The sequence below is a fragment of the Actinacidiphila paucisporea genome (assembly GCF_900142575.1).
Lineage (GTDB): Bacteria > Actinomycetota > Actinomycetes > Streptomycetales > Streptomycetaceae > Actinacidiphila > Actinacidiphila paucisporea.
In genome coordinates, this window is sequence record NZ_FRBI01000013.1 from 183,135 (window position 1) to 195,464 (window position 12,330).

Sequence of the window (12,330 nt, forward strand, 5' to 3'; positions counted from 1 at the left end):
TCGGCCGGCCACTTCGGGACCTCGGGCGTCAGTCATCCAGGTCGTCGCTGAAGTCGGGGCGGACGTCCCGGGCGGCCATGATCTCGTCGTTGGAGGTGCCGGCCGCGACCATCGGCCAGACCATCGCGTCCTCGTGGACGATGAAGTCCACCACGACCGGGCGGTCGTTGATGGCGTTGGCCTCGGCGATGACCTTGTCCAGTTCCTCGGGGGTCTCGCAGCGCAGGCCGACGCAGCCCATCGCCTCGGACAGCTTGACGAAGTCCGGGACGCGGGTGCCGCGGTTCTGGATCGAGCCGACGCCCTGGGTGGAGCCGGGGCGGTGCTCGGCGCCCGAGTGCAGGACGGTGTTGGAGAACCGCTCGCCGTAGAAGAGGTTCTGCCACTGGCGGACCATGCCCAGGGCGCCGTTGTTGATGATGGCGACCTTGATCGGGATGTTGTTCAGCGCGCAGGTGACCAGTTCCTGGTTGGTCATCTGGAAGCAGCCGTCGCCGTCGATCGCCCACACGGTGGCGTCCGGCATACCGGCCTTGGCGCCCATCGCGGCGGGCACGGCGTAGCCCATGGTGCCGGCGCCGCCGGAGTTGAACCAGGTGCCGGGCTGCTCGTACTTGATGAACTGCGCGGCCCACATCTGGTGCTGGCCGACGCCCGCGGCGAAGAGGGTGCCCTCCGGGGCGAGTTGGCCGATCCGCTCGATGACCTGCTGCGGGGACAGGCTGCCGTCCTTGGGGACGTCGTAGCCGAGCGGGTAGGTGTTACGCCAGAAGTTGAGGTGGTTCCACCATTCGGAGTAGTCGCCCTTGTGGCCGGCCTCGTGGTCGGCCTGGACGGCGACGATCAGGTCGGCGAGCACCTCGCGGGCGTCACCGACGATCGGCACGTCGGCGATCCGGTTCTTGGAGATCTCGGCCGGATCGATGTCGGCGTGCACGACCTTGGCGTTCGGCGCGAAGGTGTCGAGCCGGCCGGTGACCCGGTCGTCGAAGCGGGCGCCGAGCGCGATGATCAGGTCGGACTTCTGCAGCGCGGTGACCGCGGAGACGTCGCCGTGCATGCCGGGCATGCCGACGTGCTGCGGGTGGCTGTCGGGGAACGCGCCGAGCGCCATCAGCGTGGTGGTGACCGGGGCGCCGGTCAGCTCGGCGAGGATCCGCAGCTCCGCGGTGGCGCGGGCCTTGACGACACCGCCGCCGACGTAGAGCACCGGGCGGCGGGCCTCGTTGATCAGCCGGGCAGCCTCGCGGATCTGCTTGGCGTGCGGCTTGGTCACCGGGCGGTAGCCGGGCAGGTCGGTCTGCGGCGGCCAGGAGAAGGTCATCTGGTTCTGCAGCGCGTCCTTGGCGATGTCGACCAGGACCGGGCCCGGGCGCCCCGTGGCGGCGATGTGGAAGGCCTCCGCGATGGTGCGCGGGATGTCGGCGGCGTCCCTGACCAGGAAGTTGTGCTTGGTGATCGGCATGGTGATGCCGCAGATGTCCGCCTCCTGGAAGGCGTCGGTGCCGATGGACTTCGAGGCGACCTGGCCGGTGATGGCGACGATCGGCACCGAGTCCATGTGGGCGTCGGCGATCGGGGTGACCAGGTTGGTCGCGCCGGGCCCGGACGTCGCCATGCACACCCCGACCCGGCCGGTGGCCTGCGCATAGCCGGTGGCGGCGTGGCCCGCGCCCTGCTCGTGCCTGACCAGCACGTGCCGGACCTTGGACGAGTCCATCAGCGGGTCGTAGGCCGGCAGGATCGCACCGCCCGGGATGCCGAACACGGTGTCCGCGCCTACGGCCTCGAGGGAGCGGATGAGCGCCTGGGCGCCCGTCATACGCTCGGCGGTGGCGGCGGGGACCGCGTTGCGGGTCCGCGGCTGCGGATGGTGGGACCCGGTGGCCTGCTCGGTCATCTGCGTTCTCTTCTCTCGAAGATGAGGGTGGTGAGGGTTTCGGCTGGTTGCCGCCCGGTTGCCGGACGGCCCCGGACCGGAGTCGGGCAACAAAAAACCCCTCGTGCCGTGAGGCAAGCGAGGGGAGCGCGCCGGTGCTTGTGCGAGGCGGTGGAATGGCCTCGGTCAGCCGACGCGCTTTCCAAGTACGAGAATTCGGGTGCGCATGGCGTCGACCTTCCTCCGGGACCCCTTCGAGTGTCAAGCCGGTGGGACACGGGTCTCACTATGTGAGCGACAGGACGGCAGCTGCACGGTACGGGATCCGCCCTGCTCACCGGGGGCATTTCCCAGGCCGGAGGCCCTGGATGGCGCTTCCTGCGGTACGGGCCGGCCGCCGTCGGACGTCCCCGGACGGTCCGTAGCACCCGGTACGGGGTAGCCGCCTCGGGTCAGCGAGCCGCGCAGCCGGTGCTCGTCGAGCAGCCCGGAGAAGGCCATTCCCTGGGCGTGGCCGCAGCCCATCTCGCGCAGCGCGTGCACCTGCTCGGGACGGTCCACCCCGTCGGCGACCGTCCGCACCCCGAGGTCGGCGGCGATCCGCAGCAGCCCGCGGGTGATCTTGTGCAGCCGGGCCGACTCGACCAGGCCCTCCACGAAACCCCTGTCGAGCTTGACAGCGTCCACCGGCAGGCTCCGCAGGGCGTTGAGCGCGGCGTGGCCGGTGCCGAAGCCGCCGAGCGAGATCCGCACCCCGGCCCTGCGCAGCTCGGTCAGCCGGCGCTCCAGCTCGTCCAGCGCGATCCTGGAGTCGCCGCCGGTCAGCTCGACCACCAGGCCGCCGGGCGGCAGGTCGTGCCGCTCCAGCAGGCCCTCGACGGCGCCGGCCGGCAGGTCGCGGTGCAGCAGCCGGTGGGCGGACAGCTTCACGGTGACCGGCACCCGGTGCCCCGCCCCGTAGCGCAGCCCCGCCTGCGCCACGGCCTGCTCCAGCTGCCATCTGCCCAGCTCCGAGGTGCGCTCGACGTCCTCGGCCGCGCGCAGGAACTCCGCCGGGGTGAAGAGGATGCCCTGCGCGGACCGCCAGCGGGCCTGCGCCTCGACGCCGGCGATCCGCCCGTCGGACAGCTCCACCACCGGCTGGTGCAGCAGCGTGAACTCGCCGTCGTGCAGCGCCCGGTGCAACCGGGTGGCCAGTTCGGTGCGCCGGACGACGTCGGCCTGCAGCTGCGGCGCGTAGAGCTCGACCCGGCCCTTGCCGGCCTGCTTGGCGCGGTACATCGCCAGGTCGGCGTTGCGCATCAGCTCGTCGGCGGAACTGCCCGGCTCGGCGAAGGCGATGCCGATGCTGGCGCCGACCCGCACCTCGCCGCCGTCGACCCGGTAGGGCTCGCACAGCGCCGCCCGCAGCCTTTCCGCGATCTCCCTGATCTGGTGCTCCAGGGCCCCGCAGACCAGGACGGCGAATTCGTCGCCGCCGAGCCTGGCCGCCGTGTCGCCGGACCGCAGGGCGTCCTGGAGCCGGCGGGCGGCCTGGGTGAGCAGGTGGTCGCCGGCCTGGTGGCCGATGGAGTCGTTGACCGCCTTGAAGCCGTCGAGGTCGACATAGAGCACCGCGGCCCGCCCGTCGCCGGCCCGCCGCCCGGCGAGCGCCTTGCCGACCCGGTCGAGGAAGAGCAGCCTGTTGGGCAGGTCGGTGAGCGGGTCGTGCGACGCGTTGTGCTGCAACTGGGCCTGCAGCCGCACCCTTTCCGTCACGTCGCGGCTGTTGAAGATCAGGCCGCCCTGATACCGGTTGACGCTGGACTCGACGCTGAGCCAGCCGTCCTCGCCGTACGGGCCGCCGCGCCGCCCCGACCTGATGCGGCACTCGATCCTGGTGGCCGGCTCCTCGCCGGGCGGCGCCGCGAGGAAGCGGCGCACCTCGTGCACGACCCGGCCGAGGTCGTCGGGGTGGATGTGCGCGGACAGCTCGGTGCCGATCAGCTCCTCGGGGTCGCGCCCGTAGACGCCGACGGAGGCGGGGCTGACGTACCGCAGCACACCGGTGGGGGCGGCGATCATGATGACGTCGCTCGACCCCTGGACCAGGGACCTGAAGTGGTTCTCCTTCTGGGCCAGCTCCTGGGTCAGCGCGATGTTGTCGAGCAGCATGATGCCCTGCCTGATGACCAGCGCGAGCACCACGGTGCTGCCGGTGAGCAGGACGACCTTGTCGCACTTCTCGCCGGTGGTGACGTCGTAGAGGATGCCCAGGGTGCAGACGGCGGCGGCCAGATACGGCGCCAGCGCGGACAGCGACCCGGTGACCCTGCGGGTGGTGGTGCCGGGGCGCAGCAGCGGCTGCTCACGGCGGCCGACCCAGGGCGCGTACGCCATCAGCATGCTGCCCGCGAACCAGCCGGCGTCCAGGATCTGGCCCGAGCGGTAGTGCTCGCGCAGCAGCGGCGAGGTGAACAGCGCGTCGCACAGCACGGTCAGCGCGAGGGCGGCCAGTGCGGTGTTGACCGCCGCGCGGTTGTTCGGCGAGCGGCGGAAGTGCAGCACCAGGACCATGCTGACCAGCACGATGTCCAGCAGCGGATAGGCCAGCGACAGCGCGACCTTGGCGGTGCTCGGGCCGTCGAAGCGGGCGGTGCGGGCCAGCGCCAAGCTCCACGACAAGGTCAGCAGCGACCCGCCGATCAGCCAGGTGTCCAGGCCCAGGCACACCCAGCCGGCCTTCGTGACCGGCCTTTTGGCCAGTACCAGCAGGCCGGTCACGGCGGGCGGCGCGAACAGCAGGAAGCAGAAGTCGGCGGGCGAGGTCTGCGGCACCTCGCGGTGCAGCACCACCTCGTACCACCCCCAGATGCCGTTCCCGAGCGCCACCATCGTTGAGGACGCCGCGAACAGCAGCCAGGCGGCCCGGTGGCCGGCACCGGCCCTGCGGGCGTAGAGCAGCATCGAGACCGCGGCGGCGGCCGCGGCCGCCGAGAGGCCGAAGTCCCCCATGAAGTCCGCCACGTCGGCCGCGCCCCAGCCCAGCACCGCCCCGGTCGTGTAGCCGCCGCACAGCAGCGCGAGCACCAGCTGCGGCAGCAGACCGGCGCTGCCTTCCCGCGTCTGCGGCCTGCTGAGCACCGCGCCGGTGGAGGTCACCGCGCTGTCCCGTGCGGCAGGGCCGGCCGGTGCGCGGCGCGCTGCCGGTGACCGGTGGTCGGCCGGTCGGGTCGTGCGGTGCGCTGGGTACTCCTGCGCGGGAACCGCCTCGGTCCGTGCATCGCCCGTCGCCCCCCTTACTCGCTCGTCGTTCACGCCGCGGTCGTCGGCTCTGTCACCGCGGCGCGCCCCCCGATTCGGGACGATACACCAGATCCGTCACTCAGCGATAGGCGCTCTCTACTGAGCGTAACCATAAGGGGATCGGCAGACACCGCGCGGAGTCACCCGGTGCCAGTCGGCTGCCGACGGCCTCGTCAGGTGGTCACCTGGACGACGTTGGCCAACTCCTCACCATGTGCGAACCTGACCAGCTGGGACCGGATCAAACGCTTCGCCCGCGGCAGGAAAGCGGAAGTGCTGCCTCCCACATGCGGGCTGATGAGGACCCCGGGCGCATGCCACAACGGGTGCCCGGCGGGCAGCGGTTCGGGATCGGTGACATCCAGTGCCGCGGTCAGCCGCCCCGACTCGGTCTCCACCAGCAGCGCCTTGGTGTCCACCACGGGGCCGCGCGCCACGTTCACCAGCAGCGCGCCGTCCTTCATCGCCGCGAGGAACTCCGGCCCCGCAAGCCCCCTGGTCTGCTCCGTCAGCGGGGTGGTGAGCACCACGACATCGGCGGCCGGCAGCAGGCGCGGCAGGTCGGCCAGCGCGTGAACGGGCCCGCGGGGGACGGTCCGCGCGGTACGCGCCACCCGGTCCACCTCGCACTCGAAGGCCGCCAGCCGGTCCTCGACGGCGGCCCCTATCGAGCCGTAGCCGACGATCAGCACCCGGCGGTCGGCCAGCGCCGGATAGAACCCGGCATACCACCTCTCGGTGTCCTGGCCGCGGACGAAGCGCGGGATGCCACGCAGCGAGGCGAGGATCAGCCCGACGGTCAGCTCGGCGGTGCTCGCCTCGTGCACCCCGCGGGCATTGCACAGGCGTACGCCGGGCGCACAGTGGTGAAGATGGGGCGCGATGTGGTCCACACCGGCGCTCAGGGTCTGGATGGCGCGCACAGCGGTCATGTGCGGCAGCGGGAGCGCTCCGGCGGTCGGCCCCTTCATATAGGGCACGACGTAGAAGGCGGCGTCCGCGGGATCGGCGGGGAAGTCCCCGGTGCCGTCCCAGTACACGTACGAGAACGCGTCGGGCAGTCCGTCGATCTCCTCGGGCGGCAGGGACAGCCACACCTGCGGGCGGCCGCCCCCGGCGGGGTCCTGGGTCTTGTCGGTCATGGTCAGGAGGCTATGGCACAGTGTTGCGTCTCAGGGAGGTCGGCACGGTGGAGCGCAGGGCGGTCGGCGCGGCAGCACTGGCAGTGGGGGCGATCGGGCTCGGCTGCATGCCCATGAGCTGGGGTTACGGCGCCTCCCGGCAGGACGGCGAGGAGTCGCTGCGAGCCGTGCACAGCGCCCTGGACCACGGCACCACGCTGCTGGACACCGCTGACATGTACGGCCCCTTCACCAACGAGCTGCTGCTCGGGCGGGTGCTGCGGGAACGGCGGCGGGACGCCTTCATAGCCACCAAGTGCGGGCTGCTCGCCGGCGAGCAGCACATCGTGGCCGACGGACGCCCCGCCTACGTCAAACGCGCCTGCGACGCGTCGCTGCGGCGCCTGCAGACCGACCGGATCGACCTCTACCAGCTGCACCGGGTCGACCCGGAAGTCCCCGTCGAGGAGACCTGGGGCGCGATGGCCGAGCTCGTCACCGCCGGGAAGGTACGGGCGCTCGGCCTGTGCGCGGTCGGCGCCCGCGGGCACCGCCGCACCGGCGCCGCACTCCACGACGAGACGCTGCGCCAACTCGCACGCGCCCAGCAGGTCTTCCCGGTCAGCTCCGTCCAGGCCGAGCTGTCCGTGTGGGCGCCGGAGGCGCTGGACGAGCTGCTGCCGTGGTGCACCGCGCACGGCGTCGGCTTCCTCGCCGCGATGCCGCTGGGCAACGGCTTCCTCACCGGGACGCTCACGCCCGGTGAGGGCTTCGAGCCGGACGATCTGCGGGCCAGGCATCCGCGCTTCACCGCGGACATGATGGCGGCGAACCAGCCCGTCGTCGCCGGTCTGCGCCGGGTGGCCCGCCGCCATGGCGCGACCCCTGCGCAGGTCGCCCTCGCCTGGGCTCTCGCCCAGGGGCCCACCGTCGTGCCCATACCCGGCACCCGCTCGGCGCGGTGGCCGCCCGAGAACGCCCACGCGTCAGGGCTGGCCCTGACCACGGCCGACCTCGCCGAGATCGCCACCCTCCCGCCGGCGCGGGGCTCCTGGGACTAGCCGCGCCCGTACCCGGGGCCGGGGACCTTGGAGATTGCCCCTTGCGGTGCGTTGCTTTTTCCCCGCCACCGGCCACCGCGGCGGGGAAAAAGCAACGCACCGCAAGGGGCGCCACCCCAGGGGTTCGGGGAACTGCGAGACTGGGGCCCACTCGGCGCGGCCGGGGAGTCCGTAACGGCACCCTGCAGGGGATCAGCTGGGGCGGTGACGACGTCGGGAGGTCGGACGGTGGGTTCAGGGGTGTCGGGCAGGGCCCGTGGCGCGGCCCGTCGCGCGGTCGGCGGCGCGGCCGCCGTCGCGGTCGCCGCCGTGCTGGTCGGCGGCTGCAGCGACGGCAAACCGCTGGGATCGAAGCCGTCCACGACGGCACCGCGCACGTCGGGCGCCTCGGCGGCGCAACCCCGGTCCAGCGCGTCCGCCACGCCCACGCCGACACCGACACCGGCGCCCGCCAAGGGCACCGCGAAGGTCACCGGCACCCTCGCGACCGGGCTGGCGTCGCCCTGGGGCGTGGTGCAGCTCGCGGACGGGACGCTGCTCGTGGCCTCCCGGGACACCGGGAAGATCACCCGGGTCGACCCGGCCAAGAAGACGTCGACCCTCGTCGGCACGGTCCCCGGTGTGGCCCACACGCAGGGCGGCGAGGCCGGCCTGCTCGGTCTGGCCCTCTCCCCGGACTTCGGCACCGACCACCTGCTCTACGCGTATTTCAGCACCGACTCCGACAACCGCATCGCCCGGATGGCCTTCGATCCGACGCGGTCCCCCGGCGACCAGCTCGGGGCGCCGGACACGGTCCTGCGGGGCATCCCGACGGGTTCGATCCACAACGGCGGGCGGATCGCCTTCGGCCCCGACGGCATGCTCTACGCAGGGACCGGCGAGACGGGTCAGCGCGGGCTCGCCCAGGACATGTCGTCGCTGGGCGGCAAGATCCTGCGGATGACGCCCGACGGGCAGGTGCCCAAGGACAACCCGGTCTCCGGGTCCCTGGTCTACTCCCCCGGCCACCGCAATGTGCAGGGCCTCGCCTGGGACCCGCAGGGGCGGCTGTGGGCCTCGGAATTCGGCCAGGACACCTGGGACGAGCTGAACCTCATCGAGCCGGGCAAGAACTACGGCTGGCCGGTGGTGGAGGGCATCGCGCACCGCGCGGGCTATGTCGACCCGGTCGCCCAGTGGCACACCGACGACGCCTCACCCAGCGGTATCGCCTACGCGGCGGGCTCCATCTGGATGGCCTCGCTCAAGGGCCAGCGCCTCTGGCGTATCCCGCTGGACGGCACCAAGGCGGCCGCGGCGCCGCAGGCGTTCTTCACGGACACCTACGGACGGCTCAGGACCGTGGTCGCGGTCGACGACCACACGATCCTGGTCAGCACCAGCAACACGGACGGGCGCGGTACGCCCAAGCCCGGCGACGACCGCATCCTCCGGCTCACCGTGAGCTGACTCGGCGCGCGATGCGCGAGCCACCCGCCGGGGGGAAGGTCCGGGGGCGGCTCGCAGGCACCGGGGCGGCGGGAAGAGGGCTCAGGTCGCGGCCGCGAAGAGGTGGAGGCGGTGGGCCAGGGCGGCCGCCTCGCCGCGGGTGGAGACGGTGAGTTTGGCCAGGATGTTGGACACGTGCACGCTCGCCGTCTTGGGCGAGATGAACAGCTCCTCCGCGATCTGCCGGTTGGTGCGGCCGTCGGCGACCAGCCGCAGGACGTCCCGCTCGCGGGCGGTGAGACCGAGGGAGTCCGCCGGGTCGACCGGCTCCACGGGGGCCGCCGCGGCCGCCTCCGCGGGGGCGTCGAGCGGCAGCCGGGCGCGCTGCGCCAGCGCGGCGATGTCCGCCGCGAGGGGCTTGGCCCCGATCGCCGAGGAGACGCCGTGGGCCTGGGCGAGCAGGCAGCCCGCCAAGCCGCGGGCGTCGGGGCCGCGGGCGAGGAGTGCCTCCGCGTACCTGTAGCGGATCGCGGCCAGCTCGACGGGTCGCTCCTGCTCGGCGAAGGCGGCCTCCGCGGCAGCCCACAGCTCGGGTTCGTGCCGTCCCTCCGCCCGGGCCAGCTCGGCCTCGACGAGCAGGGCGTAGGCCTCGTAGAGGGGGGTGGGGCGGGGCAGTTCGCGGGCGGCGGTCCTGATCCGGTCGAGGACCTGGCCGCGGGCGGGGTCGCCGGTGACCGGCCACGGCCCGTCGGCCTCGGCGGCGGCGCCGGCGGCGATGAGCGGCCAGGCGTAGCGCGCGGTGCCGTTGGGGAATCCGGCGTCGATCGCGGCCAGCAGACCGCGCCGGGCCTCGTCGTAGCGCCCGTGGGCGACGGCGAGCCGGATGCCGAGGCCGCGCAGGGGGATCTGGTGCTGCGGCTGGGTGTCGTAGCGGAAGCTCTCCGCCGCGGAGGCGTGGCAATCTGCCGCGGTTTCGGTGTCGCCGACGGAGAGCGCCAGAAAGGCTCGGTACATGTCCACGCTCGCGCACAGCAGCGGCCCCTCGACGGCCCGCCGGGCGGCGGCGAGCCGGTCCGCGGACTCCTCGTAGCGCCCCAGCATGTACAGCGACTCGCCCGCGTTGGACAGCAGCCACGCCTTGGTGGCCTTGACCACCTGGTCGCCGATCAGTTCCAGGCCCTCGCCACTGACGCGTACCGCCTCCGCGGAGCGGCCCGCGCCCTCCAGCACGGACGACAGGTTGCCGTAGGTGCGCGAGACGATCAGCGGGGCGCGCTGGTCGCTGACCAGCCGACGTACCTCCTCGACCCCGGCGATGCCGCCGTCGACGTCGCCGCTGTCGGCCTGGAGCAGGCCGAGGGTGACGCGGGCGTGCAGCTCGATGTCGCGGGCGTCCGCGATCCTGGCCAGCTGGACCGCCTGCCCGGCGATGGCGATGCCCTCGGCGCCGGACTTGTGGACCATGATCCAGCCGGCGATCATCGCCAGCACCTCGGCGTGCGTGGCGGACGGCGGCAGGCCGCGTACCAGCTCGCGGGCCCTGGCCAGCTCCTCCCAACCGTCGCCGCGGCCGAGCACCTCCATGACCTTGGAGCGCTGCGCCCAGAACCAGGCGGCGCGCAGCGGGTCGGCGCTGCCGCTGCGCTCCATCAGCCGCAGTGCCCGCTTGGCCATGGTGTAGGCGCGCTCGCGCTCGCCGCTGAGCCGGGCGGCGACGGTCAGCTCGGCCAGCAGGTCGACCAGGTCGAGCGGGGTGCCGGGGGCGCAGTCGCAGGGCGGGTACGCCTCGGTGTAGTCGGCGGGCCGCAGGCCGGCCCGGACGGTCTCGGGGGTGTCGTCCCACAGTTCGAGTGCGCGTTCCAGCAGCTGGTACTGCTCGGCGTAGGCGTGCCGGTGCCTGGCCTCGACGGCGGCGCTCAGCACGGCGGGCAGCGCCCTGGCCGGGTCGTGCGCGGCGTACCAGTAGCTGGCCAGCCTGGCGGCCCGCTCGTCGGCGGGGACCAGGCCGGGGTCGGACTCGACGGCCTCGGCATACCGCCGGTTGATACGGCTGCGCTCGCCCGGCAGCAGGTCGTCGCCGACCGCCTCGCGGACCAGCGAGTGCCGGAAGCGGTAGCCCTCGCCGCTGTCCGTGGGCAGCAGGATGCTGGCGCCGACCGCGACACGCAGCGCCGCCAGCAGATCGTCCTCGGACAGCCCGGTGATGGCCGCGAGCAGCCGGTATTCGACGCTGTTGCCGCCCTCGGCGACGAATTTCGCCACCCGCTGGGCGTCCTCCGAGAGCGCCTCGACCCGCACCAGCAGCAGGTCGCGCAGCGAGTCGCTGAGCCCGGACGAGCATCCGCGGCGCAGGCTGCAGGCCAGCTCCTCGACGAAGAACGGGTTGCCGTCGGAGCGCGCGAAGACCTGGTCGACCACCGTGTCGTCGGGCTCGTCGGCCATCATCGACACCAGCTGGCTGCGGACCTCGGCGCGGCTGAACCGCGACAGCTCGAAGCGCTCGACCCGGCGCAGCCGGTCGGTCTCGGCGAGGAAGGGCCGCAGCGGGTGCCTGCGGTGGATGTCGTCGGCGCGGTAGGTGGCCGCGAGCAGCACGCGGCAGCGCTGGAGCGAGCGGAAGAGGTACGCGAGCAGCTCGCGGGTGGAGCGGTCGGCCCAGTGCAGGTCCTCCACGACGACCACGATCGTACGGTCGGTGCCGAGCCGCTCCAGCAGACGGGCGGTCAGCTCGAACAGCCTGACCCTGCCGTCCTCGTCGTTCGGCTCCTTGCGTACGCCCTCGGTGCCCGCGAGTTCGGGCAGCAGCCGGGCCAGTTCGGCCTGCTGGCCGGCCGCGGCGGCGGTCAACTCGGGGCCCAGCGTGCGGTAAAGGTCCCGCAGCGCGGCGGAGACCGGTGCGAAGGGGAGGCCGTCCGCACCGATCTCCACGCAGCCACCGACGGCGGTCACCGCTCCCGCGGCGCGGGCCGCGGCCACGAACTCCTCGGTCAGCCGGGTCTTGCCGACCCCCGCCTCGCCGCCGATCAGCACCGCCTGCGACTCGCCCGCGTCCGCGGCGGCCAGCACCGAGGCAAGCCGTGCCAGCTCGGCGTCTCGGCCGATGAACACGGGGCTGAGCGACTGGGTCTGCACGCTTCCGAGCATTTCACGCCTCGTACCGGTTGCGACACCGGTTACTTCGCGCTCCGGACCCTGCGGGGTGGCGGCCCTGGGCGCGGCCGCCACCGCCTCGGCGGTCATGCCGCGCTGTGTCGGTGCAGCGCGCGGCCCCTGGTGCGGGCGGGACTCTCCGTCACCTCGCCGTCGGTGCGTACCGCCGATCTGGTGGTGGTGCGGCGGGCGGCCGCGCGCCGCTCGGCCCGCCCCGCCCTGGCCTGCTGCGCCAGCCGCCACTCGTCGGCGCTGCGCTGGAGTTCGGCCCTGCGGGCCTGGTGCAGTTCGTACCCGAACATCGTTTTCTCCTGGTGCCTCGGGGAGGTTTTTCCGATGCACTTAGCTTCGTCTCCCAGGCCCCCTCACCACATCGGGCACCTTCCCGAACTTCCCGCCGCGC

Annotated in this window: 7 protein-coding genes; 2 read left to right on the plus strand and 5 right to left on the minus strand. The window is 73.1% G+C overall.

Features of this window, described 5'->3' with window-relative positions:
• Positions 1-28: 28 nt before the first annotated feature.
• The 3 genes from BUE44_RS20710 to BUE44_RS20720 form a co-directional block, all read right to left on the minus strand.
• Positions 29-1,900, minus strand: a complete 1,872-nt coding sequence (locus BUE44_RS20710; protein ID WP_073500458.1) for an acetolactate synthase large subunit — start codon at positions 1,898-1,900, stop codon at positions 29-31.
• A 240-nt stretch (positions 1,901-2,140) separates the two neighbouring features.
• Positions 2,141-5,020 carry a putative bifunctional diguanylate cyclase/phosphodiesterase gene (locus tag BUE44_RS20715; RefSeq protein ID WP_079189910.1) on the minus strand — a complete coding sequence of 960 codons (2,880 nt, stop codon included), beginning with the start codon at positions 5,018-5,020 and terminating at the stop codon, positions 2,141-2,143.
• A gap of 317 nt (positions 5,021-5,337) precedes the next feature.
• On the minus strand, positions 5,338-6,306 hold the full coding sequence (locus tag BUE44_RS20720; protein ID WP_073500459.1) for a 2-hydroxyacid dehydrogenase: 969 nt from the start codon (positions 6,304-6,306) through the stop codon (positions 5,338-5,340).
• A gap of 47 nt (positions 6,307-6,353) precedes the next feature.
• Here BUE44_RS20720 and BUE44_RS20725 point away from each other — a divergent pair, with 47 nt between their 5' ends.
• Positions 6,354-7,346, plus strand: coding sequence for an aldo/keto reductase (locus BUE44_RS20725; protein ID WP_073500493.1), 993 nt, complete (start codon positions 6,354-6,356; stop codon positions 7,344-7,346).
• Between the two features lie 228 nt (positions 7,347-7,574).
• On the plus strand, positions 7,575-8,798 hold the full coding sequence (locus tag BUE44_RS20730) for a PQQ-dependent sugar dehydrogenase (protein ID WP_235002295.1): 1,224 nt from the start codon (positions 7,575-7,577) through the stop codon (positions 8,796-8,798).
• Between the two features lie 81 nt (positions 8,799-8,879).
• Here BUE44_RS20730 and BUE44_RS39590 read toward each other — a convergent pair whose 3' ends face one another.
• Positions 8,880-11,921 carry a helix-turn-helix transcriptional regulator gene (locus BUE44_RS39590; RefSeq protein WP_073500461.1) on the minus strand — a complete coding sequence of 1,014 codons (3,042 nt, stop codon included), beginning with the start codon at positions 11,919-11,921 and terminating at the stop codon, positions 8,880-8,882.
• A gap of 92 nt (positions 11,922-12,013) precedes the next feature.
• On the minus strand, positions 12,014-12,229 hold the full coding sequence (locus BUE44_RS20740) for a hypothetical protein (protein ID WP_073500462.1): 216 nt from the start codon (positions 12,227-12,229) through the stop codon (positions 12,014-12,016).
• Between the last annotated feature and the right edge of the window lie 101 nt (positions 12,230-12,330).